The organism is Dactylosporangium sp. NPDC000521, assembly GCF_042898305.1.
GTDB lineage: Bacteria > Actinomycetota > Actinomycetes > Mycobacteriales > Micromonosporaceae > Dactylosporangium.
Genome location: NZ_JBIAYW010000006.1, coordinates 56296 through 82592 on the forward strand (window position 1 = coordinate 56296; position 26297 = coordinate 82592).

Sequence of the window (26297 nt, forward strand, 5' to 3'; positions counted from 1 at the left end):
CGGGCGCCGCCGGCGCGGCGGCGCCCGTCGAAGGTCACACCCGCAGCCAGACCGACGTGTCCGGGGGCAGCAGGCCGCCGTCGAGGGGGCCGCTGGCGAGCAGGACGGTGCCGGGTGGCAGCGGGGCCGGGGTCTGGGAGAGGTTGACGACGCAGGCGAAGCCGCCCTCGCGGGTGAAGGCGAGCACGTCCGCCGGGGCGTCCAGCCACGTCATGGGGCCGTCGCCCAGGCCGGCCTCGGCGCGCCGGACAGCGAGGGCCCGCCGGTACAGGCTGAGCATCGACGACGGGTCGGACGACTGCCGCTCGACGCTGCACGCGGCCCAGTCGGCGGGCTGCGGGAGCCAGCCGGGCGCGGACGGCGAGGACGACCACGGCAGCGGCACGCGGCAGCCGTCGCGGCCGGGGTCGGCGCCGCCGGTACGGGCGAAGATCGGGTCCTGGCGGGCCGCGGCGGGCAGGTCCTCGACCTCGGGCAGGCCGAGCTCCTCGCCCTGGTACACGTAGACGGAGCCGGGCAGCGCCATGGTGAGCAGCGCGGCGGCGCGGGCGCGGCGGGTGCCGAGGGTCAGGTCGGTCGGGGCGAGGTGCCGGGTCTGCCGCAGGTGGTGTTCGAAGCCGGTCTCGGCCCGGCCGTAGCGGGTCACGTGGCGGGTCACGTCGTGGTTGGACAGGACCCAGGTGGCGGGCGCGCCGACGGCGGCGTGCGCGTCGAGGGTCTCGTCGACGCAGCGGCGCAGCGCCTTGGCGTCCCATGGGCAGCCGAGGAAGTCGAAGTTGAACGCGGCGTGCAGCTCGTCCGGGCGCAGGTACTGCGCGAAGCGGTGCGGGTCGGCGAGCCACACCTCGCCGATGAGGGCGCGGCCGCCGGGGTAGCTGTCGGCGACCCGGCGCCAGGCGCGGTAGATGTCGTGGATCTCGTCGCGGTCGTTCCACGGGTGCGGGTCCGGCGGCGACGCGGGGTCGAAGTCCGGCAGCGCCGGGTCCTTGGCGACCATGGCGGCGGAGTCGATGCGGATGCCGTCGACGCCGCGGTCGAACCAGAACCGCAGGACGTCCTCGAACTCGTCGCGGACGACGGGGTTGTCCCAGTTGAAGTCGGGCTGGCCGGCGTCGAACATGTGCAGGTACCACTGCCCGTCGGCGACCTGGGTCCAGGCGGGCCCGCCGAAGATGGAGCCCCAGTCGTTCGGCGGCTGGGAGCCCTGTGGTCCCCGCCCGTCCCGGAACCAGAAGCGGTCCCGGTAGGACGGGTCCACGAGGGCCCGCTGGAACCAGGCGTGCGCGACGGAGGTGTGGTTGGGCACGATGTCGATGATGATGCGGATGCCGAGGGCGTGCGCCTCACCGATCAGCGCCGTGGCCTCGTCCAGGGTGCCGAACGCGGGGTCGATGTCACGGTAGTCCGCGACGTCGTAGCCGGCGTCCGCCATCGGGGACGGGAACCACGGGCTGAACCAGATCGCGTCGACCCCCAGGTCCCGCAGATACCCGAGGCGGGCCCGGACCCCGGCCAGGTCGCCCACGCCGTCGCCGTCGTGGTCGGCGAAGGACCGGGGGTAGATCTGGTAGATGGCCGCGTCGCGCCACCATCGGGTGTCTGCTGTGGACACTGGAGGTCCCCGCTTTCTGTTCGCAGTTGAGGGTTAGAAGCCGGAGTTGCCGGGGCCGCGCACGAGCGTGTATCCGGTGTTGTTCAGCAGACCGCCCGAGGCGGCGCCGGACACCGTGACGGAGTTGAAGGTCGCGCTGCCCGCCGCCGAGATCTCGATGCCGTACGTGCCGGCGCCGGCGATCCTGACGTGGTCGAACGTGACGCCCGAGATGGTGCGCTGCCACGTCATGAGCAGGCCCTGGTAGGAGCTGTCGAGAATGTCGACGTCCTTGACGGTGAACGTTCCCGTGATGTCGCGGGCCTCGGCGTAGAACCACAGGGCCCCGATCGACGAGCCCCAGTTGCGCTCGTACCCGCCGGTGCGCGTCAGCGTGTTGCGCTGCACGCTCGTGGTGCCGGCGAACGGCTGCGCGCCGTGCCACGTGCTGATCGCGATGCCGGAGGAGGCGTACACCGTGTCGGAGAACAGGTTGTCCTCGATCCGGTTACCGTTGCCGCCGTAGATCGCGGCGGTGTTGGCGAGCATCGGCAGCTGCGCGGTGTTGAACGTGAACGCGCTGTTGGTGACCGGGGCGCTGTTGGACCACATGGCGAGGGCGTCGTCGCCGGTGTTGCGCAGGACGCTCTGGTCGACGCGGGTGTTGCGCAGGTCGCCGTTGAGGTTGACGCCGTCGGCGAACGTGTCGCGGATGCGCAGCCCGGCGACGTACAGGCCGTCGGTGCCGCTGGACGCCCACAGGCCGACCTTGGTGTGCTCGATCCACAGGTTGTGCAGCAGCGAGCCGGTGCCGAAGTTGCCTTCGAGGGCGGCGTCGAAGTTGGTGTCGTCGCGGTACCGGACGTCGCCGGCGATCGTGAAGTCGGCGAGCTGGACGCGCGGCCCGGTGGCGAAGAAGCCGCCCTTGCCGTTCGCGCCGCGGACCGTGGTGTGCCACATGCCGGCGCCGCGGACGGTGACGTTGTCGACGTTGATCCGGGACGTGATGTCCCACGTGCCGGCGGGCAGCCACAGCGTCCTGCCCTGCGACCTGGCGGCCGCGACCGCCGAGTTGAACGCGCCGGTGTCGTCGCCGCCGCCGGAGACCGCGCCGTAGTCCACGATGGACAGTGCGTTCGCGGGAGCGGTCAGCGCGGGCGCGACGACCTCGGTGTCGACGAGGTCGACGGTGATCGGGGTGGCGCCGTCGTTCTGCAGCTTCAGCACGGTGCCGGCAGGGTAGCTGGGCAGCGTGGTGCGGAACTCGTCGAAGAACCGGTGCGCCTCCCCGCCGGCGGGGTCGTTGTTGTACGGGTAGGCGCCGTACACCCAGCTGTAGGTGGAGCTGACCGGCAGGTCCTTGACCTTCGCGCCGCCGGCGTAGACGGCGAGGTTGGCGATGGTGCCGGTCCCGGCGGCGTTGTCGGGCACCGACGCCCGCACGACCAGCGAGTTGGTCGGCTTCGTCAGCGTGAACTGCACGTACTTGCCGGCGTTGTCGAGGCGGACCGCCCGGCGGCCGGACGCCTCCGCGGCGACGGTCAGGTAGGCGCGGTCGGGGCCGATCGTGGTGGCGTTGGTGCTGCCGTTCTCCGCCTCGTACTCGGTGTAGGCGACGGTCGCGCCGCGCGCCGCGAGGGCGACCGCGCCGGCGACCGCGACGTTGTCGAGGGCGACGTTGCCGGAGTCCCCGCTGTCGTACTGGTAGCCGATCAGATTCAGCCCGGCCCGCAGCGGCAGGGTCTGCGCCGCGGTGAGCCAGCCGCTGCCGGCGGGCAGGGACAGCTGGCCGACCTTCACGCCGTTGGCGTATGTCGTGAGGGTCTTCGTGCCGCCGGTGCTGTTGGTGTACCGCAGGGTGGTGGCCGCGTTCCCGGCGGCGGTGACGTTGACGGTGCGGATGACGCGGGCCCCCACGGCGGTGAAGCCGGTCGCGTAGCCGGTGCCGGTGTACCCGCCGATCGCGGTCGCCGTGGTCGCGCCGCCCGACAGGAACGCGGTCTCCAGCTCCGCCCCGCCGGACGGCGGTGGCGTGGACGTCGACGGGGTCGGCGACGTGGCGACGCTTGCCACGACGAGGTTGTCGAGGTTGACGTTGCCGGAGTCGGTGCTGTCGAACCGGTACGCGACGCTGTTGCTGCCGTTGTTCAGCGTGACCGTGTCGGCGCGGGTGCCCCAGGTGTCCCAGTTCGCGGTCGCCGGCAGCGACACCTGCGTGACCTTCGAACCGTTGACGTACAGGGAGAGCGTCATCGCCGACCCCGTGCCGTTGGCGTAACGCAGGGTCAGCGACGACGAGCCCGCACCGGAGCGGCTGATGGTGAAGGTGGTGGCTGCCCGGCCCTTATTGCCGTCGGTGTAGCCGCCGACGAATCCGGTGCCGGAGTATCCACTGTGGTCGGTCGCGACGGCCGCGCCGCCGGACAGGGCTGCCGACTCGGCCTCGTAGGTGCCGGCGGGCGGTGCCGGGACGTCGGCGACGACGAGGCTGTCGAGGTTGACGTTGCCGGAGTCGGTGCTGTCGAACCGGTACGCGACGCTGTTGCTGCCGTTGTTGAGCGTGACCGTGTCGACGCGGGTGCCCCAGCTGTCCCAGTTCGCGGTCGCGTCGAGGCTGACCTGGGTGACGCGGGTGCCGTTGACGTACAGCGACAGGGTCTTGGCGGAGCCCGTGCCGTTGGCGTAGCGGAGGGTGAGCGTGCGCTGCGCGGTACCCGAGACGCTGACGCCGAACGTGGTGGCGGCGCTGCCCTGGTTGCCGTCGACGTAACCGCCGACGAAACCCGAGCCGGTGTATCCACTGTGGTCGGTGGCCTTGGCGGCGCCACCGCTGAGGGTGGCCGACTCGGCCTGGTAGGTGGTGGTGGCGGCCTCGGCGCGCATCGTGGCGGCGAGGGTGATGGAGGTCGCCGCGACCAGGGTGGCGGCCCCGATCGCGAGCAGGCGGGATCGTCGGAGCATCGTGAAGATCTCCTTGCGGTGGAAGGGGGTGTATTCAGCCTTTGAGCGCGCCCGCGGACAGGCCGCTCAAGATGCTGCGTTGGAAGACGGCGAACACGACCACCATCGGGACGCTGGCGATGGCCAGGCCGGCGAACATCTCGTTGGGGGTCACGTAGCCGTTGAACGCCAGCCGGCTCAGCGCGACGCTGATCGTCTGGCTGCCGGGGTCCTGCAGCACCAGCAGCGGCCACAGGAAGTCCTTCCAGGCGCCGATGATCGCGAAGATCGAGACCACGGCGAGGACCGGGCGGGACAGTGGCAGCACCACGTGCCAGAGCATGCGCAGCCGCCCGGCGCCGTCGATGCCGGCGGAGTCGAGCAGCTCGTCGGGGATCTGGTCGAAGAAGCGCTTCAGGACGTAGATGTTGAACGCGTTGGCCGCGCCGGGCAGCCACAGCGCCCACGGGGTGTTGAGCAGGTTGAGGTGCAGCAGCGGCACGTCGGCGACGGTCAGGTAGCTGGGGACGAGCAGCGCCGCCGCCGGCAGCATCAGGCTCGCCAGCATCCCGCCGAGGATCAGCCCGCCGAAGCGCGGGCGCAGCTTCGACAGCGCGTACGCGGCGGCGACGTCGACGATCAGCTGGAAGAGCCAGCCGCCGAGCGCGTAGAACGCCGTGTTGAGCAGGTAGCGGCCGATGTCGAGCTTCCGCCACGCGTCGAGGTAGGTCTCCGGGTGCCAGCTGTGCGGGACGACGGTCGGCACCGGCTGGGCCAGCTCCACCGGCGTCTTCACGGCCCCGGTGACCATCCAGTACAGCGGGAACACGAACACCACGACGAACAGCACCGCGAGGGCGATGAGCACGACCCGGTACAGCACCGGGCGGCGGCGCAGCTCGCTGTCGGAGATAAGAGAACGCATCAGGATTTCCGGGTGAGTCGCAGGTACACGGCGGAGAACGCGCCCAGCACGACGAACAGCAGCACGCTCATCGCGGCGGCCATGCCGAAGTCGTTGTTGACGGTGAACGCGTAGCGGTAGATCAGCACCATCACCGTGATGGAGTCGGGGTTGGTGGTGCCGGTCAGCTGGTAGGGCTCGATGAACACCTGCATCGTCGCGACGATCTGCAGCAGGAGCAGGACCAGCAGGAGGAACCGCATCTGCGGCAGCGTCACGTGCCGGATCCGCTTCCAGACGCCGGCGCCGTCGAGCTCCGCGGCCTCGTAGAGCTCACCGGGGATGCTGGCGAGGCCGGCCAGGTACATGATGGTCGCGCCGCCCATGTTGGCCCAGGTGCTCACCAGTACCAGCGACACCATCACCATCCGGGGTGACTGCGTCCACCCGGAGTGCGGCAGGTGCAGCGCGTCCAGGACCGCGTTGAACAATCCGTTGCCGGGGTCGTAGAAGTACTGCCACAGGATGACCGTGACGATCGGGGGCAGCATCACCGGCAGGTAGACGGCGAAGCGGAAGAACCCCTTCAGGTGGCGCAGCTCGTGGACGACGATCGCCACGGCGAACGGGACCAGGTAGCCGAACACCAGCGCCAGGCCCGTGAAGAACAGCGTGTTCTTCCACGCGGTCCAGAAGAGCGGGTCGTCCAGCACGGCCTGGAAGTTGGCCAGGCCGACCCACTCCGGCTCGGTGACGAAGTTGTCCTGCTGGAACGCGAGCATGATGCCCTTGATGAGCGGCCACCAGCTGAACAGTCCGAAGCAGAGCAGGCCCGCCGCCAGGAACGTGTACGCGGTGGCGTTGTCGGCGATCCTGCGCCGGCGCTTCGCGCTCGCCGGGGGCCGTTCCCGCGCGGCTGCCGTGGGCCGCGCGGGGCGGGTGATCGTCGCCATCGTTACTTGACTGTCGCCAGGATCTGGTTGGCCTGGGTCTCGGCGTCCTTGAGCAGCTGGTCGATGTTCGCGTTCGGGTCCGTGAGGACCTTCAGCATCGCCGTGTCGAGGACCGCGTAGAGCTGCTGCGCGTTCGGCGGCTCGACCTTCAGCGGGACGCCGGCGCTGGCCGCGTTGAACGGCTTGTAGTTCGCGGCGGGCACGTTGGCGTACTTGGTGTTGGCGGCGATGAGCTTCTGCTCCGACGCCCCGGTCCAGATGTTGGGCTCCGGGATGCCGACCGGCTGGTTCTTCTCCTTGTCGAGGGCCTTGTCGGCGTCGACGCGGTCGGGGTCGAGCTTGCGGAACGCGAGCCACTGCAGGCCCGCCTTGATCTTCGCCGGGGACAGGCCGGCCTTGAACATGTAGCCGTCGCCGCCGCCGAGGGTGGCCTTGCCGTCGGGGATGACACCGAGGCCGTAGTCCTCGTACTTGCCCTTGTACTGGTTGACGATGTTCGGCAGGTCACCGGTGCCGCCGACCATCATGCCGAGCTTGCCCGACGCCATGTGGGTCAGCAGGTCGGCGTACTCGAGGGCCTGCTTCTCGGCCATCGACCTGTCCGTGAACCGCATGTCCTTGAGCTGCTGCAGGACCTGCTTGCCCTGGGCGGTGTTGAAGCCGGCCTTCCACGTGTCGCCGTCCTTGACCGCGACGTCGCCGCCGATGGAGTACAGCTCCGCGGTGAAGTGCCAGCCGCCGGTGTTGTTCTTGCTGAAGTCGCCGTAGCCGGTGATGCCGTTGCCCAGCGCGGTGATCTTCCTGGCCGCCTCGCGGACGTCGGCCCAGGTCGTCGGCGGCTTGTCGGGGTCGAGCCCGGCCTGCTGGAACAGGACGCGGTTGTAGATCAGGCCGAGGGAGTAGTTGGCGGAGGGCAGCCCGTACACCTTGCCCTTGGCGTCGCTGAAGACCTGCATCAGGACGGGGCGGACGTCCTTGATCGCGGGCACCTCGCCGAGGTACGGCGTGATGTCGGAGACCTGCTTCTTCGCGATGAGGTTCTGCGGGTCGGTGAAGTAGACGTAGAAGACGTCCTCGAGCTGGCCGCCGGCGAGCTTGGCGCTGAACGTCTTCGGGTCCATCTGACCCTCTTTGGCGTCGATCTTGATGTTGGGGTGCTTCGCCTCGAAGTCCTTGATGTCCTTCTCGAAGTTGGCCCGGTTGTACTCGTCGGTGGCGGCGGGCATGCCGTTGACGGTGATCGTCACCGGCCCGTCGGCCGCCTCCGAGTTGTCGGACTTATCGCTGCATGCGGTCAAAAATAGTGATGCTGCCAGAGCGGCGGCTGTGGCGACGCGCTTCATGGTGCCTCTCTCTCCACGAGCGGGCGGCGGGCCCGAGGGGGTGTGGCTTCTCGCTCACGAGGTGCCGGCGGCGCACGTGCGACGCGCTGGCGGCGCTCGCGATGCGCTCACGACGCGTGAGGGCCGCGCCGTTGTCACCGGCGCGTGGAGACGAGAGTAGGGCCATGGACATCAGAAAGTCCATAGCTTCTTGCAATCGGATGCAAGAACTCACTACTTCACTTGCGTAGCCTTGCAAAAGTAGTTGTTTCCGCAGGTCAGGATGGGTTTTTCACCGGCCCGGTGGAGTCGCGGACGATGAGCTCCGGGTCGTAGAGCTGCTCGTCGAGGGCGACCTTGCGCCCGTCGATCTGGGCCACGAGCGACGCGACCGCGGCCGCGCCGATCGTCTCGATCGGCTGGCGCAGGGTGGTCAGCGGCGGGTCGGTGTAGGCCATGTACGCCGAGTCGTCGAACCCGATCACCGACAGGTCCGCGGGCACGTCCAGGCCCTGCTTGCGGGCCGCGCGGATGGCGCCGAGCGCCAGGGCGTCGCTGGCGCAGACGACCGCGGTCGCACCCTGCGCGAGCAGGCCGTTCGTCGCCGCCTGGCCACCCTCCATCGAGAACAGCGTGCGCGCGACCAGCTTGCGCGACGGGCCCTTCACCCGGGCCAGGAACTCGGCGACCTTCCGGTCCGACGGCACGTGCCCGCCGGGCCCGACGACCAGGCCGATCCGCTGGTGACCGAGGCTCTGCAGGTGGCTCAGGGCCAGGTCGACGGCCATCGCGTCGTCGACGCCGACCCGCGGCACGTCCCGGTTCTCGTCCGCCGGGTTGATCAGCACCAGCGGCAGCTTGCGCTTGCGCAGCGCCTCGGCCTGCTCGGGCCCGGCGTCGGCATAGCTGGCGGCGACGAACACGATGCCCGCGACCTGCCTCGCCAGGAGCATCTCGATGTAGTGCGCCTCGGAGACGCCGTCGGACGTGCGGGTGCACAGCACCGGCACCAGACCCTGCCGGAACAGCGCGCCGGCCATCGCCTCGGCGTAGGCGGGGAAGATCGGGTTGTGCAAGTCGGGCAGCACCATGCCGACCAGCCGGGCCATCTCGCTGCGGTGCTTGAACGGTCGCTGGTAGCCCATCACGTCGAGCGCGGTCAGCACGGAATCCCTGGTCGCGGCGGCGATCCCGGGCCTGTCGTGCAGCACCCGGCTGACCGTCGCCTCGCTCACGCCGGCGTACTTCGCGACCTTCGACAGTCTCGTGACCACGGCAGCAGTCTAACTGCCGGTCATGCAAAAACACCATCCGTCTCTGCAACGACTTGCACAACTCAGGGTAGCCGCGAAAGTTGTTACATTGGAACGTGACCTCGATTCCCGGTCCGGTCCTCGCCGCGCCGATGGCCGGCGGCGCCGGCACCCCGGCTTTGATCGCCGCGTGCGGCGGTGGCTTCCTCGCCGCCGGCTACCTGACCCCCGCGGACCTGGCGTCCCGGATCGCCGCGGTCCGGGCCACCGGCGCCTGGTTCGGCGTCAACCTCTTCGCCCCGCCCGCGGGCCCCGTCGGGGACCTGGTGGCGTACGCGGACGAGCTGAGGCCGGAGTTCGCCGTGTACGACCTGGCGCCCGTGGTGTCACCGGACGCCGACGACGACCACTGGGCGGCGAAGCTCGACCTGCTGCTGGCCGATCCGGTCCCGGCGGTCAGCTGCACGTTCGGCATCCCTTCGCCGTCGGCGGTGGCCGCGCTGCGCCGCGCCGGCACCCTCGTCCTGCAGACCGTCACCACCCCGGCGGAGGCGGCCGAGGCCGCGGCGGCGGGCGTCGACGCGCTGGTCGTGCAGGCGCCCGCGGCGGGCGGCCACTCGGCGACCCTGACCCCGTCGGCGCCGCCACCGCCGGTGCCGCTGCCGGACCTGGTCGCGGCGGTGCGGGCCGCCGTGCCCCTGCCGGTCGTCGCCGCCGGCGGCATCGCGACCACCACGGACGTCGCCGCCGCCCTGCACGCGGGCGCCGCCGCCACCATGGTCGGCACGGCCCTGCTGCGCACCGCCGAGGCCGGCACCTCCGCCCCGCACCGGGCCGCGCTGGACTCGGCATCCGGGTGGCCGGCGCACGGCACGGTGGTGACCCGCGCGTTCACGGGCCGGCCGGCACGGGCGCTGCGCAACGGCTTCATCGACCGGCACGACGCGACCGCGCCCCTCGGCTACCCGCAGATCCACCACCTGACCGCCCCGCTGCGCAGGGCCGCCGCCGCGGCCGGCGACACGGACCGCGTCCACCTGTGGGCCGGCACCGGCCACCGCCACGCTGCCACCGGCCCCGCCGCCGCCGTCATCACCACCCTGACGGCGTCCCTGTGACTGTCCGTGCCGATACCGGCGTTCGGCTCCTGCGGCGAGGAAGGCCGGCGGCTGCCGGCTTCCCACCCTGCCGAGCAGATCATGGCCGCGGTTGCCGGCGACCCGCCTCCGCACCGGATGCTGGGCGCGATGAGCCGGGCGCCGGCCCAGCCGACGACCGCCCCATGGCCCGGTTCCTCGCCCCGGCTCTGCGCCGCCTGCTCTGACCGCACCGGACGCTCACGGCGGTGCCGGCCCGCACCGGAGGCCCGCGCCGGTGCGGACCCGCGCCGGAGGCTCACGGCGGTCAGGTGCGCGACAGGTGGCCGGCGAACGTGCAGCGTGCGCGGCTGATACATGGGCGTGAGGGCGGCCACTGTCCCGTAGCGGACGGTGACGAAGGCTTCCGTGGATGGATCCGCCGTGGTTACGGTGAGCGCACAGCCAACCACATCTCCGGAGGATCCCTTGTCATCCAAGGACCGGTCCGGTCATGCCGTCGTGCTCGGAGCAAGTATGGCCGGGCTGCTCGCCGCGCGTGTCCTGAGCGAATCATTTGCGAACGTCACCATTTTCGACCGCGACACCCTGCCCGACGGCGCCGCCGACCGCAAGGGCGTGCCGCAGGGCGAGCACTCGCACGGGCTCCTGGCAAGGGGCCGGCAGGTGCTCGAAGAGCTCTTCCCCGGCATCGTCGCCGACCTGACCGCCGAGGGCGCGATCCCGGTCGACCTCATGCGTGACTGCGTCTGGGTCACCGGCGACCGGCCGATGCCCCGGGTCGCGTCGGGACTGGCCGGGCTGTGCGTGAGCCGGCCGCTGATCGAGGCCGGGGTCCGCCGCCGGGTCCGCGCCCTGCCCAACGTCGTGATCCTCGACGGTCACGAGGCGACCGGCCTGCTCTTCGACGGGCGGAAGGTCACCGGCGCGAAGGTCCTGCCGGTCGGGGGCGGCGAGCACGACGTCGCCGCGGACCTCGTCGTCGACGCGACCGGCCGTGGCAACCGCGGCCCGACGTGGCTCGCCGCGCTCGGGTTCGAGCGGCCCGCCGAGGAGCGGGTCGACCCCCTCACGGTCTACGTGTCCCGCAACTACCGCCGGGTCCCCGGCCAGCAGGACTTCGCGGCCATCGTCAACTCCCCCAACGCGGGCCGCCCGTTCGGCGCGGTCGCGATCGCCGCGGACGGCGACCGGTGGATGGTGACGCTGCTCGGTGTCGGCGCGGGCCAGGCGCCGCCGACCGACCCCGACACCTACGCGGAGTTCACCGCGAAGCTCCCCGACCCGCGGCTGCACGAGCTGCTCAGCACGGCCGAGCCGCTCGGCCCGCCGCTGCGGATGCGGCTCCCGGCGAGCGTGCGGCGGCGGTACGAGCGGATGGACCGCCTCCCGGACGGGCTCGTCGCGATCGGCGACGCCATCTGCGCCTTCAACCCCGCCTACGGGCAGGGCATGACCGTCGCGGCGGCGGAGGCCATCGAGCTGCGCGCCGCGCTGCGCAAGGGCCGGGCGGGCCTGCCGCGCCGGTTCTACGCGAAGGCGGCGAAGGTCGTCGACGTGCCGTGGGACATCGCCGTCGGCGCCGACCTCGCCAACCCGGAGATCCAGGGCGAGCGGACCGGCAAGACCCGGTTCCTCAACGCGTACGTGGCGAAGATCCAGACCGCGTCGGGGCGCAGCGCCGCCGTCGGGCGCCGGTTCCTGCAGGTGGCGAACCTGATGCAGGCACCGCCGGCCCTGTTCGCGCCGGGCATCCTGGCCCGGGCGCTGTGGTTCGGCCGCCGGCGACCGGCCGCGGCGCAGGTGCCGCAGCGGCAGAAGGTAGCCGCATAAACCAGACGCACGACCAGACGCACAACCAGTCGCGCAACCAGTCGCGCAACCGGACGCACAACCAGACGGAGGGGCCCGTGCGGGGCCCCTCCGCCGACGGTCACGCCCAGATGATGTCGGTGTCCGGGTTGTAGAGGCAGTTGGTGCTGTCCGGGCCGCTGCCGATGTGGCTCGGCTCGCTGCCCTTCGGCACGCCCTTGTACTTGTCGCAGATGATCGTCTTGTGGGAGCTGTCGCCCACCACCGTGATGCGGCTGAAGCGCGCGGTGTCGCCCCAGTTGGTGTTGATGCCGGCGATCACCTTCGTGGACTTGACGGTGATGTTGTCCACCACGACGTTGCGCTGGTAGGAGTTCGTGCAGTTGCCGCAGGCGCGGTACAGCTTGCCGGCGTTCTCGACGGAGAAGCCGGAGATGTTGACCGTGCCGTTGCCGTTGTGCTGGAACACCTTGTCGCTCGCCGACTTCGCGCCGCCGCCGATCACGTAGCTGGTGCCGCCGCCCGTGCCGAGGAACGTCGCGGCGTCCTCACCCACGTCCTCCCACCACACGTTCTGGATCGTGCACGTGCCGAGGCAGTGGATGCCGTCACCGGCCGGCGCGCCGATGATGACGTTCTTGATGGTCGCGCCGTTCGCCAGCTCGAACATCGGGTCCTGGCTCTCGCTCTGCCCACCGTCACCGATGCAGCAGTAACGCTTCATCCCGCCGTCGAGCGTGCCCGACACCTTGATCGTGCCGCTGACGCTCGCGTCGCCGGTCTTCGTCGGCCAGCCGCTGCTGGGCGGCGGCGGGGACGACGACGTCGGCGGCGGGGTGTCGGAGACCGTCGGGCCGGGCGTGGTGGGCCCGGGTCCGGCGGCGTCGGTCACCGTCACGTCGTCGAAGGACGCCGACGCGTAGGCGGTCTGCACACCGATCCGGCCGGTCGCCGCCACCGAGCTGGTGCCGGTGCCGATGGTGGCGCCGTCGACCTTGCCGGTGATGCTGCTGCCCGAGACGGTGATGCCCAGGGTGTACCAGCTGCCGGTGCTGACCGTGCGGCCGGCGGACCCGAGGACCGTGACCGAGCCGCTGCTGACGGCCTGCAGCTGCACCGAGTTGCCGGGCAGCAGCGCCAGCCGGTAGAAGGTCGTCGAGCCCGTCGCGCGGGCGAGCAGCCCGACGAAACCGTTCGACGCCAGCGACAGCGGCTTCACCCGGGCGGTGACCGTGTAGCTGGTCCACGAGGTGCTGCCGGCGAAGTTGCGGGCGTTCTCGCTGCCCGCGTTGCTCTGCTGCATCGCGCTGCCGACGACCGACCAGGTGCCGCCGGACTTCGACCAGTCGTTGGTGTCGCCGTCGGAGAACGTGTCGCTGAACAGTGTCGCGGCGAACGCGACCTGGGTGCTGATCGCGGCGACGGCGGTGAAGGCGGCGACACCGGCGGCCAGGATCGGCCACCGGCGGCGCCGGTGCTTGCGGGGTGGTTCCATGCGAGGCCTCCGGAAGGAGATCGGTGGGGGCGCCGCGTGCATGGGGTGTACGGCTCTGTGGCGGACTGGGCGGGTCAGCCGATGCGCGCTGTCCGGAATCGATGAGGAAAGCGCATTCCTAGTAGCAACGTAGACCGCTGCCTATGCCTGGTCAAGCTTCCCGAGGTGCATCCAGGTGAAAACCAGGGGGACGTCGCCGTCGCTGACGAGGTGGTGGTCCTCGCCGGGCGGGATGATGAGCAGGTCGCCGGCGTGGAAGGTGTCCGCCCGCGCGCCGTCGATCTCGACATAGCCGCTGCCCTGCACGATCGTGAAGATTTCGGGGACGTCGTGGGTGTGCCGGTCGGACTCGGCGTGGGTGCGGTGGCCGGGGGCGTCGTAGCGGCTGATGCCGCCACGGACGACGGGGCCCCAGCCGGCGCCGAGCGCGGCGAGGGTGGCGGGGGTCCCGCCGTCGGGCAGGTCGGCGACGGTCAGCTTGCGCATGGTAGGTCTCCTACTTCACTGAGCAGTGCGTGCCGCGCGGCGGCGGTGCGCACGAGGTCGGCGATGCCGGGCAGGGCGATGCCGTCGCCGGTCGGTGTCCCGGCGAGCGGAACAGGGTCGGGCGACGCCATGATCTGTTCGGCGAGGGCGGTGAAGGGCAGGGTCCGCGACAGCGGCGCCAGCAGCGGATCGCCGGAGAGCAGGTTCTCCAGGAGGCTGACCCGGCCCGGCAGGACGGCGCCGTCGAGGCGGTCCTCCGGGTACACCACGTGGGCGGTGCCGCGGGTGCCGGTGACGGTGATGTCGCCGGCGATGAACTCCGTCGAGGCCAGGGTGACCGCGACCGTCACGACGGGGCCTTCCGCCGGGGTGAGCCGCAGCGCGGCGGTGTCCTCCACCTCGATGTCCCTGGTGCGGAAGCGCTCCAGCTCGAGCGTCCACGGTGGACGGACACCGCCGATGGCGAGGGCCTGCATGAGCGCGTGCGCGAACGGGTTCACGAGCGCCCCGTCGACGGCGCGCCGGCCGGACCACGGCGAGCGCGTCCAGTAGGTCGCGGGCCGCCACCACGCCCCGGCGACCGCGATGTGCGTCAGCTCGCCGAGGTCCAGCGCGCCGAGCGCGGGCAGTGTCGGCGAGCCGAGCGCCTGGAAGCCGACCTGGCACCGCCGCCCGGTCGCGTCCAGTGCGGCGGACAGCTGCGCGTGCGCGTCGAGGTCGAGCACGGGCGGCTTCTCCAGCAGCAGGTCCGCGCCGGCGTGCACGGCGTCGAGCGCGATCTGGAGATGGGTGTGCGGCGGGGTGCAGATGATCACGTAGTCCGGCTTGTGCTCGGCGAGGAGCAGCCGGTGGTCGTCGTACACCGGCAACCCCTCGCCGAACATCGGCTGGACCTCACCGAGGGCGACGAGCCGGACCCGGTCGCCGAGGTCGGCGATGTTCTGCCGGTGCCGGCGGCCGTGCCCGGCGGCACCGATGAGCGCGATCGTGGGGGTCACAGTGCCGCCAGGGTCGCGGCGGCGCCGTGCCGCTCGAGGTCGCGCAGCCACCGGTCGATCTCGGCGCGCAGCGGCGCGTCGTCGGCGAGCCCGGGCGACAGCAGCTCGAGGGCACGCGCCGGCGACGCGCCCCGCAGCGTGCCGGCCAGGGGGTCGTCGAGGGGCAGCTCGGTGCCGTCGTCGGCGCGGCCGCCCACGAACCGGATCCAGGCGGCGAGGACGAGCGCGGCGTACACCGGCACCTCCCCCGCGGCGCGCCGGTCGGCGACGGTGCCGAGCAGGCGCTGCGGGAGCTTCTGGCTGCCGTCCCCGGCGACCTGCAGCGTGCGGTACCGCAGCGCGCCGTTGGCGAAGCGGGCGAGGACCTGCTGCCCGTACTCGTGAACGGGCAGCGACAGCGTCGGCGCGATGTCGGACTCGATGAACGCCTCCATCGCCGCGCGGTAGCCGGGCAGCGCGAGGGCGGCGTCGATGGTCTGCGCGCCGGCGAGGACGCCGAGGTAGGCCAGGGCGGAGTGCACACCGTTGAGCGCCCGGAGCTTGCGCAGCTCGTAGGGGGCGGTGTCGGTGGTGAGGGTGACGCCGGCGAGCTCCAGCGCGGGCCGCCCGCCGGGGAAGTCGTCCTGCACGACCCACTCCCGGAACGGTTCGGCGGCGATGGCCGCCTCGTCCCTGGCGCCGATGAGGGACTCCACCGTTGCCAGGGTCTCGGGTGTACTGGCCGGCACGATCCGGTCGACCATGGTGCCCGGGAAGCTCAGCAGCGCCATGACGTCGGGATCCTGCAGGGCGTCGCCGACGAGCCGGCGCAGCAGCTCGCCGTTGCCGTTGATGTTGTCGCAGCTGACCAGCGCGAGCGGCGTCTCGCGCAGCCGCAGCCCTCGCACCAGCAGGTCGAGCACGGCGGAGCCGGGCGCGTAGGCCTTCTCGGTGACGGTGAGCGTGACGACCTTGATGGCCGGGTCGGCGATGCGGCCCAGGACGGCACCTGGCTCGGACCCGGCGTGCAGGACGCTGTCGAACGCGCCGACCACACGGGCGCTCGCGTCCGGCCCGTCGACGGTGAGCACGCTGTACAGCATGTCCTGCGCGCGCAGGGCCGCCAGGACGTCCCGGGAGCTGGGCGCGACGCCGACGATCCCCCAGTCGCCGCCGCCCTTGACGATGGCGTCCTCGATGTAGACCGCCTGGTGGGCCCGGTGGAACGCGCCGAGTCCGAAGTGCAGGATGCCGGCGCCCACGTCGCCGGGCCGCACCAGCGGCTCGACCTTCAGGGGCGCCGAGAGGCTCAGGCGCGCCATGCCGGCCCGTCCGGGAAGGAGAACTCCGCGATCGACTCGGGGCGCAGTTCGACGCTGTACCCCGGGTTGACCGGCAGCCGGTAGCGGCCGTCGACGACGGTGACCGGGTCGGTGAAGTGCTCGTGCAGGTGGTCGACGTACTCCACCATCCGGCCGTCCATGCTGCCGGTGATGCGCAGGTAGTCGAAGAACGCGAGGTGCTGCACGTATTCGCACAGGCCGACCCCGCCGGCGTGCGGGCAGACCGGCACGCCGAACTTCGCCGCCATGAGCAGCTCGGCGAGGACCTCGCCGACGCCGGCGACCCGGCACGCGTCGATCTGCATGACGCGGATCGCGTCGGCCTGCAGCAGCTGCTTGAAGATGACCCGGTTGGCGGCGACCTCGCCGGTCGCGACGCGGCACCGGCCGCCGGTGATCCCGTCGAGGGCCTGCTGGATGCGGGCGTGGCCGAGGACGTCGTCGGCGTGGGTCGGCTCCTCCATCCAGTACGGGTCGACCTCGGCGAGCCGGCCCAGGTTGGCGATCGCCTCGTCGACGTCCCACACCTGGTTGGCGTCGAGCATGAGCAGCGCGTCGGGGCCGATCTCGGACCGGATGATCCGGGCGCGGCGCACGTCGTCGTCGATGGCGCCGCCGACCTTCATCTTCACCGCCGTCCAGCCGTCGGCGACGGCCTGCCGGGTCAGCGCGCGGACCTTGTCGTCCGGGTAGCCGAGCCAGCCGACCGACGTCGTGTAGGACGGCAGGCCGGCGTCGCGCGCGTGGGCGAGGCGCTCCTCGTACTCCGGCAGCCCCTTGTCGAGGATCGCTGCGGCCTCGTCGCGGGTGAGCGCGTCGGTGATGTGCTGGAAGTCCACGGCTGCGAGGAGGTCCGCGGTCGGCAGCTCGGCCAGCAGCTGCCACATGGGCTTGCCGGCGAGGCGGGCTCTCAGGTCCCACACGGCGTTGAGGATCGCGCCGGCGGCGAGGGCGATGACGCCCTTCTCCGGGCCGAGCCAGCGCAGCTGCACGTCGGCGGTGAGGGTGCGGGACCCTTCGGCGGTGCACAGCTCCTCGACGGTGTGGCCGACGACGTGGTGCTTGAGGGCCTCGACGGCGGCGCAGGTGATCTCGTTGCCGCGGCCGTTGGTGAACGTGAGGCCGGTGCCCGTCACGCCTTCGTCGGTGGTGAGCTCGACGTAGGTGGCGGAGTAGTCGCCGCGGTTGATCGCGTCGGACCCGTCACCCGCCGCGGCGGTGGGGAACCTGACGTCGTGGACGGTCAACCCGGTGATCATCGTGCTCCTTGGGCGAGGACGGTGCGCGCGTAGACGCGCTTCGGCAGGTGGTAGGCGAGGTCGGCGATGGTCTCGGCGGCCTCGTCCAGGGGCAGGCGGTGCTCGGCGACGAGCCGGGCGAGGAACCCGGCGTCGACGCGGCGGGCGACGTCGTGCCGGACGGGGATGGAGCAGAACGCGCGGGTGTCGTCGACGAACCCGGCGGTGTTGGCGAAGCCGGCCGTCTCGGTGACCGTCTCCCGGAAGCGGCGCAGCCCTTCGGGGCTGTCCAGGAACCACCAGGGCGCGCCGAGGAACACCGCCGGGTAGCCGCCGGCGAGGGGCGCCAGCTCACGGGTGAACGTGGTCTCGTCGAGCGTGTAGAGCACGACGCGGAAGCGCGGGTCGGTGCCGAACGCGTCCAGCAGCGGCTTGAGCGACCGCACGTACTCGGTCGGCGAGGGGATGTCGCCGCCGACGTCGCGGCCGTGCCGGGCGAAGAGCGCGGTGTTGTGGTTGCGGACCGCGCCCGGGTGCAGCTGCATGACCAGGCCGTCGTCGATGGACATCCGCGCGAACTCGACCAGCATGTGCGCGCGGAAGCGCTCCGCGTCGCGGCTGTCGGACTTGCCGGTGAGCGCTTTGTTGAACAGGGCGGCGGCGTGCGCGGGCGGCAGCGCGAGGGTCGCGGCGGTCGGGTGGCCGTGGTCGGTGGAGGTGGCGCCGGCCGCGATGAACGCCTGGCGCCGCTCCCGCAGCCGCTCCAGGAACTGCGGGAACGTGGTCACGCCGAGCTGCTCGATCCGGCCGGCCCAGCCTGGCCAGTCGAAGTCGACGACGTCGTCGGGGCGGAACGTGGTGATGACCCGCCCACCCGGCCCGCCCCAGCCGTCGGCCTCGAGCTTGGCGTGCGCGGTGAGGTCCGACAGCGGCGACTCGGTGGTGGCGAGGACCTCGAGGTTGAACCGCTCGAACAGCGCCCGCGGCCGGAACGCGGGGTCGGCGAGGCGCTCGGACAGCAGGTCGTAGACGAGGTCGGCGGTGTCGACGCGCAGCGGCACGGTGACGCCGAAGACGTCGCTGAGGACCCGCTCGGTCCACAGCCGCGACGGGGTGCCGCGGAACAGGTGCCAGTTGGCGGCGAGGAGTCGCCAGATGGTGCGCCCGTCGGTCTGGGTGGGGCTGCCGTCGACGGTCGGCACGCCGAGCTCGTGCGGGGCGATGCCCTGGCTGGCGAGCATCCGCGTCACGTAGTGGTCGGGCACGACGATGAGCCTGGCCGGGTCGGGGAACGGCCGGTCGTCGGCGAGGATCGCCGGGTCGACATGGCCGTGCGGGCTGATGAGCGGGAGGTCCTTCGCGTGCTGGTACAGCTCCCGCGCGATCGACCGGAGGCCGGGCTCGGCGGGCAGCAGCTGGTCGTCGTGCAGCAGGGTCTTAGTCATTGCGAATCCTGACGGGCAGTCCGAGGGCGATGGACTCGTTGGCGGCCAGGCCGATGCGCAGCGCGCGGGCGCCGTCCTCGGCCTCAGCGGCGGCGACGCCGCTCGGTGGTCCCTCGCCGAGCAGGTCGGCGAGCATGCGGGCGTCGCCGCCGCCGTGGCCCTCCCGCTCGTAGGGGATCGGGATCTCGCGCGGCTCGCTCCAGTGTGGATGGACGCGCAGCGTGGCCCGGCCCGGCTCGTCGCCTTTGATGAGCCCGGTGGCGCCCGGCGCGACGTGGTCGCTCTCGACCACCTCCAGCTCGAGGCGGCCCTTGCTGCCGTTGACCATCACCCGGTAGCCCTCCCAGGGGGCGTAGGCGGTCAGGTGATAGGTCATCGTGGCACCGCGGGCGTAGCGGACGAGGACGGCGAGGTCGTCCTCGATGGTGATACCGGGCGCGAAGACGTCCTGGTCGCGGCGGTAGCCGTCGCTGGTGCCGGTGTAGAGCTCGTCGCGGTGCGGGTCGTGGCCGAGCGCGAACCGGTCCCGGGGCGCGCCGGCGCCGGCGCCGGAGTCGCCGTAGAAGAACAGCCGGCCCTGCGCGTAGACCTCGGCGGGCTCGTCGTCGAGCCACCAGTTGACCAGGTCGAAGTGGTGCCCGGACTTGTGCACGAGCAGGCCGCCGGAGTTGGCCTTGTCGCGGTGCCAGCGGCGGAAGTAGTCGGCGCCGTGCCGCACGTCGAGCAGCCACTCGAAGTGCACGGATCCGACCTCGCCGATCTCGCCTGACGCGATCAGCCGCTTGAAAGTTTCATGCAGGGGGTTGTACCGGTAGTTGAAGGTCACCCGGACGCGGCGGCCGGTACGCCGCACCGCGTCGAGGATTCTGGCGCAGCGCTGCGCGTCGACCGTCATCGGCTTCTCGGTGAGCACGTCGCAGCCGGCCTCCAGAGCGGCCACGATGTACTCGTCGTGGACCCGGTCCACGGTGGTGACGATCGCGACGTCGACCTTCTCCTCGTGCAGCATGCGGCGGAACTCGGTGGCTGGGTAGGTGGGGACCGGCGCCGGCAGCCGCGCGTTGTGCACGGCGAGGCGGTGCGGCTCCGGATCGGCGAGCGCGACGAGCGCGCAGGTGTCGCGATGCGGCCCGGTGAGTGCGCGCGTGAACATCTCGGCGCGCGATCCGGTGCCGACGATCGCGTAGCGGGTGTGCATCGGTTGTCGCTCCCTGGAACTGCTGCAGGTGACTGCAAAGGGTTGCAGCGACACTGTGCTCCACCGCCACACTTCGGGTCAATACCCCTGGATTTTCTGCATTCACAGGCGTTGACATGACAGCAACCGTTTGCATTAATGGCTCCGTGCCCGCCACTATTCGAGATGTAGCCCGCGCCTCCGGCGTCCATGTCTCCACCGTGTCGCGCACGTTCTCAGCACCGCATCTGGTCAACCCCGACACCCGCAGCCGGGTGCTGTCCACCGCGGAGAGCCTCGGCTACCGACCCAACCGTGCGGCCCGCGCGCTCATCACCGGGCGGACCCACAACATCGGCCTGATCGTCGCCGACATCGCCAACCCGTTCTTCCCGCCACTGATCAAGGCGGCGGAGTCGCAGGCCCGGCAGCGGGACTACCACCTCTTCGTCGCCGACACCAACGAAGACCCGGTGATGGAGGAGCAGCTCGTGCAGGCCCTCGCCAAGCAGGTCGACGGCGTGCTGCTGTGCAGCCCGCGCATGAGCAACGACCTGATCGAGAAGCTGCGCCGCGAGGTGCCGCTGGTCGTGGTGAACCGGGCCGTCGAGGGGCTTCCCGCGGTGGTGATGGACGTGTCGAACGGCGCGAAGGCCGCGATCGAGCACCTCGTCGGTCTCGGCCACACCGACCTCGCCCTGCTCGGCGGGCCGCGTGGCTCGTGGACCAACCGGGAGATCCGGCGGTCCGCGACGGCCGCGGCGAAGGCCGCCGGGGCCAACCTGATCGTGCTCGGACCGCACCAACCGACCGAGGCCGCCGGAGCCGCCGCGTGCGACGCCGTGCGGGCCACCGGAGCGACCGCCGTGCTGGCCTACAACGACCTCATGGCGATCGGACTGCTCGAAGCCCTCCACGACCGGGGCGTCAGCGTCCCGGGTGAGCTCAGCGTCGTCGGCATCGACGACATCTCGCTCAGCCGTCTGATCCGCCCCAAGCTGACCACGGTCTCCACCCCGACCGCGGCCGCCGGGCGGGCGGCCGTCGACATGCTCCTGCAGCACGACGATGAACGCCGCACGAACGCGCTGGTGACGCTCCAGACGGAGCTCATCGTGCGCGACTCCACCGGGCCCAACCCACATTGATCCCGAGACTTCCACCGTCAGGGAGTGACACGCCATGTCCGGAACACCCCGCCGCAGACTTCTGGCAACCGCCGTCGCAGCAGTGTTGCTCGCACCTCTCACAGGCCTGGTCGCCGCCTGCGGCGACGACGGCGGCGAGGCACCAGCGGTCGACTCGACCAAGCCCGTCGAGCTGAGCATCTTCTGGTGGGGCGGCGACGCCCGTGCCAAGCTCACCGAAGAGGCGCTCGCGCTCTACACGAAGAAGCACCCCAACGTCACGTTCAAGAAGACGTGGCAGGCCAACCAGGGGTACTTCGACAAGCTCGCCACCCTCACCGCGGGCAACGACGCACCCGACATCTTCCAGATCGACGACAACTTCCTCACCGAGTACGCGTCGCGCAACGTCACGCTCGACCTGACGTCGTACCAGAAGTCGAACAAGCTCGACACGTCGAAGTTCCCCGAGAGCCTGTGGAAGTACGGCGTCGTGGACGGCAAGCTCGCCGGCGTCGCGTTCGGCGAGAACACGCAGGGCCTGGTGTTCAACAAGACCAAGCTCACCGCGGCGAACCAGCCGCTGCCGACCACCGGCATGACGTGGGAGGCGTTCGTCGACTGGGCCGCGGCGGCGACCACGGCCACGAAGGTCCCCGGCACGCAGGACCCGAGCGCGGACTACAAGGCGTTCTGGATCTGGCTGCGCCAGCAGAACAAGGACCTGTACAAGGGCAAGGAGCTCGGCTTCACGGCGCAGGACGTGACCGCCTGGTTCGACCTGTGGAAGGGCGCGCGGGACCGCAAGGCCACCCCCACCGCCGACGTGATCCGCGAGGGCAACGCCACAGACATCACCAAGCAACTTGTCGTGACCGGGAAAGCGCTTACCTCGTGGGTCTGGGTGAACCAGCTGCCCGAGCTGCAGAAGAACACCAAGGACGAGCTCGGCGTCGTGGCGTACCCGGGCGACCCCAAGGCACAGTGGGCCCGCGCGGCGCTCTACTTCTCCGTCTACCGGGGCAGTGACAAGAAGGACGTGGCGGTCGACGTCATCAACTTCCTCGCCAACGACCCGGAGGTCGGCAAGGTCCTCGGCACCGACCGCGGCCTGCCGCCGAACCTCGACATCCGCGCCTCGGTGCTGAGCAGCGTCACCGACGCGTCCATGAAGACCTCCATCGAGGTCGAGAACACGCTCGGCAAGACGTTCGGGCCCTCGCCGCAGGTCCCGCTGAAGGGGCACAGCACGCTGCGCTCCGAGCTGATCAAGGCGGCCGAGTCGGTCCAGGCCGGCAAGGCCACCCCCGCGCAGGCCGCCGAGGCCTTCGTCACGGCCGCGAAGTCCGCGATCTCGAAGTGAGGCTCTTCCAGTGGCGCTGACCACCGCGCCGGCACCTTTGCACCGAGCGGCGAAGGGGCCCCGCGTCGAACCGCGGGGCCCCCGTCGCGAAGGGCTCGCCGGCTATCTCTTCCTGACACCGTGGCTCATCGGGCTGGCCACCATCACGGCGATCCCGATGCTGATGTCGCTGGTGCTGAGCTTCACCGACTACGACATCCTGTCGGACTGGTCCGAGCTCAACTGGGTCGGGTTCGACAACTACCAGCGGATGTTCACCGAGGATCCGACGTTCTGGCACGCCGTGCAGGTCACGGTGCTGTTCGCGGTCATCGCGACGCCGCTGAAGCTCGGCGCCGCGCTCGGCGTCGCGCTGCTGCTCAACAAGGCCGTCCGGGGTGTCGGGCTGTACCGCAGCCTGTTCTACCTGCCGTCGCTGCTCGGCGGCAGCGTCGCCCTCGCGATCGTCTGGGTGTCGATGTTCAGCCGGGACGGCTCGTTCAACGAGCTGCTGTCGGTGTTCGGCATCGCCGGCCCCGGCTGGGTCAACGACCCCGACTACGCGCTCGGCACGCTGATCCTGCTGGCGATCTGGCAGTTCGGTGCGCCGATGGTCATCTTCCTGGCCGGCCTGAAGCAGGTCCCGGTGGAGCTGTACGAGGCGGCGTCGGTCGACGGCGCGGGCGCGTTCCGCAAGTTCCGGTCGATCACGCTGCCGATCCTGTCCCCGGTCATCTTCTTCAACCTCGTGCTGGAGACGATCCACGGCTTCCAGGGCTTCACGTCCGCGTTCGTCATCAGCGGCGGCACCGGCGGGCCGGTCGACTCGACCCTGATGTACACGCTGTACCTGTACATCAAGGGCTTCACCGACTACGAGATGGGCTACGCCTCCGCGCTCGCCTGGGTGTTCCTGCTCGCCGTCGGCCTGCTCACCGTCGTGCTGTTCAGCACGGGCCGGTTCTGGGTGCACTACGGGGATGAGCGATGAGGTCGATCCTGCGCACGGTGGTGATCCTCGCGCTGCTCGGGGTCATCCTCTATCCGCTGTTCTGGGTGCTCGGCAGCTCGCTCAAGAGCCAGCCGGAGATGCTGAGCAACGCCGGGGTCATTCCCGAGGTCTTCACCCCCGGCAACTACCCGAAGGGCTGGTCGCACCTCGACACCAGCTTCGGCCGGTTCTTCGTCAACAGCACGATCGTGTCGCTGCTGGTCGTGGTCGGCAACGCGCTGTCCTGCCTGCTCGCGGCCTTCGCCTTCGCCCGGCTGCGGTTCCGCGGGCGGGCCACCTGGTTCGCGATCATGGTCGGCACGCTGCTGCTGCCCGGCCACGTGCTGATCGTCCCGCAGTTCATCGTGTTCCGGCAGCTCGACCTGGTCGGCGGCGAGTTCCCCTACCTGCCGCTGATCCTGCCGCACTTCCTGGCCACCGAGGCGTTCTTCGTCTTCCTCATGGTCCAGTTCATGCGCGGCATCCCCCGCGAGCTCGACGAGGCCGCGAAGATCGACGGCTGCACCACGTTCGGGGTGTTCCGCAACGTGATCCTGCCGCTGAGCCGCCCGGCCCTCGTGACCACGGCGATCTTCTCGTTCATCTGGACCTGGAACGACTTCTTCCGGCAGCTGGTGTACGTGTCGGACCTGCCGAAGTACACGGTGCCGGTCGCGCTGCGGCTCTTCATCGACTCGCAGGGCCAGTCGGAGATCGGGCCGATGTTCGCGATGTCGGTCCTGTCGCTGCTGCCGGTCTTCCTGTTCTTCCTCGCCTTCCAGAAGATGCTCGTCGAGGGCATCAACACCTCCGGCCTGAAGGGGTGAGTGCCGTGACGCGTCGCGGGTTCACGGAGACGGTCACGGTGGCGGCCGACCTCGCCCTGGTCGGCATCGCCGTCACGGTGTGCAGCCTGCCGCTGCTCACCGCCGGCGCGGCCGTGCACGCGGGCTCGGTCGCCGTGCGCGACGTCATCGAGGGCTCCGCCGTGCGGCCGTCGCGGCTGTGGCGGGTGTTCGTGCGTTCGCTGCTGCCCGGCGCCGTCTGCACGGTCGCGGCCGTCACCCTCGCATGGCTCCTGCTGTTCAATCTCGGCGCCGTCGCCTCAGGCCGGGTCCCGGGCGGGTTGCCCGTGCTCGTGGCGACCGGCGCCGTCGCCGCCGCACTGCTCGCCGCCGGCGCTCTCGGCGTCGTGCACCTGGCCCACCACGATTCGTGGTCCGGCGCACTGCGCTGGGCGGCTGGCACCGTGTGGCGGCAACCGCTCACGGCGGCGATGGTGGCCGGGGTGTCATCCATCGCCGCCGTGATCGGCGCGATGATCCCCGTGACGGCCCCGCTGCTCGTCGGATATCTGTTGTTCGCCGTTCACGTCCTGGCGGCGCGGCGCCTTTCCGGACCGGTCACGGTGGAAGGCTGAATCGCTTTCCCGTCGCATTCCGCGACCGTTTCTCCGGCCCTGAAGAACACGACACCCGCCCTGCGGAATCGCAGAGCGGGTGTCGTCGTACCACGGATCAGAGGTGGCCGGCGACCGCGGGAAGCAGGTCGCGGAACGTGCGCCCCGAGGCCTGGGTGCCGATGGCCGTCATCGTCCAGCCCTGCTGGTCGCGGGTCACCTTGGCCATGACCTGCGCCGTGTGCGGGCCCGAGCCGCTGAGGTCGAAGCGGGCCAGCTCGGCGCCGTTCGTCTCGTCGACCAGCCGGCAGTACGCGTTCTCGATCTGGGCGAAGCTCTGCCCGGTGAACGAGTTGACCACGAACACCAGCGTGCGGACGTTCAGCGACAGCGCGACCAGGTCGACGATGATGCTCTCGTCGTCACCCTCACCCGCGCCGGTGACGTTGTCGCCGGTGTGCTGGACGGCGCCGTCGTTGCTGCGCAGCTGGCGGAACCACACCTGGTCGACGAGCTGGTTGGCGCTGTCGAACAGCAGGCAGGACGCGTCCAGGTCGATCGACTGGGTCTTCAACCCGCCGAACAGGCCCTTCTTCTTCATCGCGTCCCAGCCCAGGCCCATGCGGACCTTGGTGAGCGTGCCGCCGCCACCCTTGACGAGGGAGACGGACTGGCCCTTGCTCAGACTCACACCCATGCGTATACCTTCCCGATTGCTGTCGGCGAAGCTGTCATTTCCGGCCGGCCGCCCAGCGCATGCCCCAGCCGTAGGTCTCGTCGAGCAGGCGCTGGCCGCCACGGATGTAGCGGACCTCACGGCGCACCGACACGTCGGAGCCGTTGCCCTCGATCATGGCGATCGCGCACGTCATCGCGGCCGGGTCCGGCTCGTCGAGGTGGATCTCCAGCTGGGGGCCGGCGACCGGGAACAGGGTCACCACGGCCTGGGCGGCGGCCCAGTTGGGGGTGCCCTCGTAGATGAACGCGAACACCAGGATGCGGCGGATGTTCGCCGCGTACCGCAGGTCGACGAAGAGGTTCTCCCCGCCGGTGCTGGTGCCGCTCCGGTCGTCGCCGTCGAGGCGGCAGATCGGGTCGCGGCCCAGGGTGTGCACGTCGCGCAGCGAATCGCCGAGGGCCTGGACCACGCCCTTGGAGCCGTCGCTGTACTCGTAGAGGCAGCCGAGGTCGAGGTCGACGCCCTTCGGCTTGCGGCTGAACAGCCCGCCCTTGGCGGCGGGCTGCGCCCAGTTGAGGTTGACCCGGAGGATGCCCGCGGCCCCGCCCTGTTTGGCGAGCGAGACGGCCGGCGCCGCCTTGGTCAACGTGACCTTGGACAGCGAGACCGGGTTGTTCGGGTTCGTCACGGCGTTGCCTGCCTTCCCGGGGCGGGATCGGGGTCGGG

General features: G+C 71.0%; 22 protein-coding genes. 7 read left to right on the forward strand and 15 right to left on the reverse strand.

Going from position 1 to position 26297, the window contains the following annotated elements; genetic code table 11:
- Nucleotides 1-34: 34 nt before the first annotated feature.
- The 6 genes from ACFY3L_RS20925 to ACFY3L_RS20950 all read right to left on the reverse strand — a co-directional run bounded on the left by ACFY3L_RS20925 (nucleotide 35) and on the right by ACFY3L_RS20950 (nucleotide 8984).
- Entirely contained in the window at nucleotides 35-1612 is a 1578-nt protein-coding gene (locus ACFY3L_RS20925) for a glycoside hydrolase family 13 protein (RefSeq protein WP_389326256.1), read from the reverse strand.
- A 33-nt stretch (nucleotides 1613-1645) separates the two neighbouring features.
- Nucleotides 1646-4552 carry a CBM35 domain-containing protein gene (locus ACFY3L_RS20930; protein WP_389326259.1) on the reverse strand — a complete coding sequence of 969 codons (2907 nt, stop codon included), beginning with the start codon at nucleotides 4550-4552 and terminating at the stop codon, nucleotides 1646-1648.
- A gap of 34 nt (nucleotides 4553-4586) precedes the next feature.
- The gene (locus tag ACFY3L_RS20935; protein WP_389326262.1) at nucleotides 4587-5456 is read right to left on the reverse strand and encodes a carbohydrate ABC transporter permease; all 870 of its coding nucleotides are present in this window, start codon (nucleotides 5454-5456) and stop codon (nucleotides 4587-4589) included.
- Complete coding sequence (locus ACFY3L_RS20940; RefSeq protein ID WP_389326265.1) at nucleotides 5456-6388, reverse strand: carbohydrate ABC transporter permease; 933 nt, start codon at nucleotides 6386-6388, stop codon at nucleotides 5456-5458. Before ACFY3L_RS20940 ends, ACFY3L_RS20935 begins: the two co-directional genes overlap by 1 nt.
- 2 nt (nucleotides 6389-6390) lie before the next feature.
- Nucleotides 6391-7686 carry an ABC transporter substrate-binding protein gene (locus ACFY3L_RS20945; RefSeq protein ID WP_389326268.1) on the reverse strand — a complete coding sequence of 432 codons (1296 nt, stop codon included), beginning with the start codon at nucleotides 7684-7686 and terminating at the stop codon, nucleotides 6391-6393.
- Nucleotides 7687-7988: 302 nt separating this feature from the next.
- Nucleotides 7989-8984, reverse strand: coding sequence for a LacI family DNA-binding transcriptional regulator (locus ACFY3L_RS20950; protein ID WP_389326271.1), 996 nt, complete (start codon nucleotides 8982-8984; stop codon nucleotides 7989-7991).
- A gap of 95 nt (nucleotides 8985-9079) precedes the next feature.
- On the opposite strand from ACFY3L_RS20950, the gene ACFY3L_RS20955 reads away from it, so the two are divergent.
- Entirely contained in the window at nucleotides 9080-10081 is a 1002-nt protein-coding gene (locus tag ACFY3L_RS20955) for a nitronate monooxygenase (protein ID WP_389326274.1), read from the forward strand.
- 480 nt (nucleotides 10082-10561) lie between these two features.
- The gene (locus ACFY3L_RS20960; RefSeq protein WP_389326277.1) at nucleotides 10562-11893 is read left to right on the forward strand and encodes an FAD-dependent oxidoreductase; all 1332 of its coding nucleotides are present in this window, start codon (nucleotides 10562-10564) and stop codon (nucleotides 11891-11893) included.
- 100 nt (nucleotides 11894-11993) lie between these two features.
- Here the strand turns inward: ACFY3L_RS20960 and ACFY3L_RS20965 are convergent, their stop codons facing one another.
- The 7 genes from ACFY3L_RS20965 to ACFY3L_RS20995 all read right to left on the reverse strand — a co-directional run bounded on the left by ACFY3L_RS20965 (nucleotide 11994) and on the right by ACFY3L_RS20995 (nucleotide 20054).
- Nucleotides 11994-13367, reverse strand: coding sequence for a pectate lyase (locus ACFY3L_RS20965; RefSeq protein WP_389326280.1), 1374 nt, complete (start codon nucleotides 13365-13367; stop codon nucleotides 11994-11996).
- A 141-nt stretch (nucleotides 13368-13508) separates the two neighbouring features.
- Nucleotides 13509-13853 (reverse strand): cupin domain-containing protein, encoded by a 345-nt coding sequence (locus tag ACFY3L_RS20970; protein WP_389326283.1) that lies wholly within the window; start codon nucleotides 13851-13853, stop codon nucleotides 13509-13511.
- Nucleotides 13841-14851, reverse strand: coding sequence for a Gfo/Idh/MocA family protein (locus tag ACFY3L_RS20975; RefSeq protein WP_389326286.1), 1011 nt, complete (start codon nucleotides 14849-14851; stop codon nucleotides 13841-13843). The genes ACFY3L_RS20970 and ACFY3L_RS20975 overlap by 13 nt, the downstream gene beginning before the upstream one ends.
- Complete coding sequence (locus tag ACFY3L_RS20980; protein WP_389326289.1) at nucleotides 14848-16152, reverse strand: mannitol dehydrogenase family protein; 1305 nt, start codon at nucleotides 16150-16152, stop codon at nucleotides 14848-14850. Before ACFY3L_RS20980 ends, ACFY3L_RS20975 begins: the two co-directional genes overlap by 4 nt.
- On the reverse strand, nucleotides 16140-17432 hold the full coding sequence (locus ACFY3L_RS20985; protein ID WP_389326292.1) for an enolase C-terminal domain-like protein: 1293 nt from the start codon (nucleotides 17430-17432) through the stop codon (nucleotides 16140-16142). The genes ACFY3L_RS20980 and ACFY3L_RS20985 overlap by 13 nt, the downstream gene beginning before the upstream one ends.
- The gene (gene uxaC / locus ACFY3L_RS20990) at nucleotides 17429-18856 is read right to left on the reverse strand and encodes a glucuronate isomerase (RefSeq protein ID WP_389326295.1); all 1428 of its coding nucleotides are present in this window, start codon (nucleotides 18854-18856) and stop codon (nucleotides 17429-17431) included. Before uxaC ends, ACFY3L_RS20985 begins: the two co-directional genes overlap by 4 nt.
- Nucleotides 18849-20054 carry a Gfo/Idh/MocA family protein gene (locus ACFY3L_RS20995; protein ID WP_389326298.1) on the reverse strand — a complete coding sequence of 402 codons (1206 nt, stop codon included), beginning with the start codon at nucleotides 20052-20054 and terminating at the stop codon, nucleotides 18849-18851. Before ACFY3L_RS20995 ends, uxaC begins: the two co-directional genes overlap by 8 nt.
- A 146-nt stretch (nucleotides 20055-20200) precedes the next feature.
- On the opposite strand from ACFY3L_RS20995, the gene ACFY3L_RS21000 reads away from it, so the two are divergent.
- The 5 genes from ACFY3L_RS21000 (at nucleotide 20201) to ACFY3L_RS21020 (ending at nucleotide 24913) form a co-directional block, all read left to right on the forward strand.
- On the forward strand, nucleotides 20201-21181 hold the full coding sequence (locus ACFY3L_RS21000) for a LacI family DNA-binding transcriptional regulator (RefSeq protein ID WP_389326302.1): 981 nt from the start codon (nucleotides 20201-20203) through the stop codon (nucleotides 21179-21181).
- Nucleotides 21182-21263: 82 nt separating this feature from the next.
- Nucleotides 21264-22523 (forward strand): ABC transporter substrate-binding protein, encoded by a 1260-nt coding sequence (locus ACFY3L_RS21005; protein ID WP_389326304.1) that lies wholly within the window; start codon nucleotides 21264-21266, stop codon nucleotides 22521-22523.
- 10 nt (nucleotides 22524-22533) lie between these two features.
- Nucleotides 22534-23493: a carbohydrate ABC transporter permease gene (locus ACFY3L_RS21010; RefSeq protein WP_389326307.1), complete on the forward strand. Its 960-nt coding sequence runs from the start codon at nucleotides 22534-22536 to the stop codon at nucleotides 23491-23493.
- Nucleotides 23490-24320 (forward strand): carbohydrate ABC transporter permease, encoded by an 831-nt coding sequence (locus ACFY3L_RS21015; RefSeq protein WP_389326310.1) that lies wholly within the window; start codon nucleotides 23490-23492, stop codon nucleotides 24318-24320. Before ACFY3L_RS21010 ends, ACFY3L_RS21015 begins: the two co-directional genes overlap by 4 nt.
- A gap of 5 nt (nucleotides 24321-24325) precedes the next feature.
- Entirely contained in the window at nucleotides 24326-24913 is a 588-nt protein-coding gene (locus ACFY3L_RS21020; RefSeq protein ID WP_389326313.1) for a hypothetical protein, read from the forward strand.
- Between the two features lie 97 nt (nucleotides 24914-25010).
- Here ACFY3L_RS21020 and ACFY3L_RS21025 read toward each other — a convergent pair whose 3' ends face one another.
- Nucleotides 25011-25589: a TerD family protein gene (locus tag ACFY3L_RS21025; RefSeq protein WP_389326316.1), complete on the reverse strand. Its 579-nt coding sequence runs from the start codon at nucleotides 25587-25589 to the stop codon at nucleotides 25011-25013.
- 34 nt (nucleotides 25590-25623) lie between these two features.
- Nucleotides 25624-26259: a hypothetical protein gene (locus tag ACFY3L_RS21030; protein ID WP_389326318.1), complete on the reverse strand. Its 636-nt coding sequence runs from the start codon at nucleotides 26257-26259 to the stop codon at nucleotides 25624-25626.
- Nucleotides 26260-26297 lie beyond the last annotated feature (38 nt).

Bases quoted from the DNA above. Each gene is read 5' to 3' on its own strand.
- ACFY3L_RS20935 (WP_389326262.1), bottom strand. From the start codon at position 5,456: ATGCGTTCTCTTATCTCCGACAGCGAGCTGCGCCGCCGCCCGGTGCTG.
- ACFY3L_RS20985 (WP_389326292.1), bottom strand. From the start codon at position 17,432: ATGATCACCGGGTTGACCGTCCACGACGTCAGGTTCCCCACCGCCGCG.
- uxaC (WP_389326295.1), bottom strand. From the start codon at position 18,856: ATGACTAAGACCCTGCTGCACGACGACCAGCTGCTGCCCGCCGAGCCC.
- ACFY3L_RS20970 (WP_389326283.1), bottom strand. From the start codon at position 13,853: ATGCGCAAGCTGACCGTCGCCGACCTGCCCGACGGCGGGACCCCCGCC.
- ACFY3L_RS20940 (WP_389326265.1), bottom strand. From the start codon at position 6,388: ATGGCGACGATCACCCGCCCCGCGCGGCCCACGGCAGCCGCGCGGGAA.
- ACFY3L_RS21015 (WP_389326310.1), top strand. From the start codon at position 23,490: ATGAGGTCGATCCTGCGCACGGTGGTGATCCTCGCGCTGCTCGGGGTC.
- ACFY3L_RS20995 (WP_389326298.1), bottom strand. From the start codon at position 20,054: ATGCACACCCGCTACGCGATCGTCGGCACCGGATCGCGCGCCGAGATG.
- ACFY3L_RS21025 (WP_389326316.1), bottom strand. From the start codon at position 25,589: ATGGGTGTGAGTCTGAGCAAGGGCCAGTCCGTCTCCCTCGTCAAGGGT.
- ACFY3L_RS20980 (WP_389326289.1), bottom strand. From the start codon at position 16,152: ATGGCGCGCCTGAGCCTCTCGGCGCCCCTGAAGGTCGAGCCGCTGGTG.
- ACFY3L_RS20965 (WP_389326280.1), bottom strand. From the start codon at position 13,367: ATGGAACCACCCCGCAAGCACCGGCGCCGCCGGTGGCCGATCCTGGCC.
- ACFY3L_RS20930 (WP_389326259.1), bottom strand. From the start codon at position 4,552: ATGCTCCGACGATCCCGCCTGCTCGCGATCGGGGCCGCCACCCTGGTC.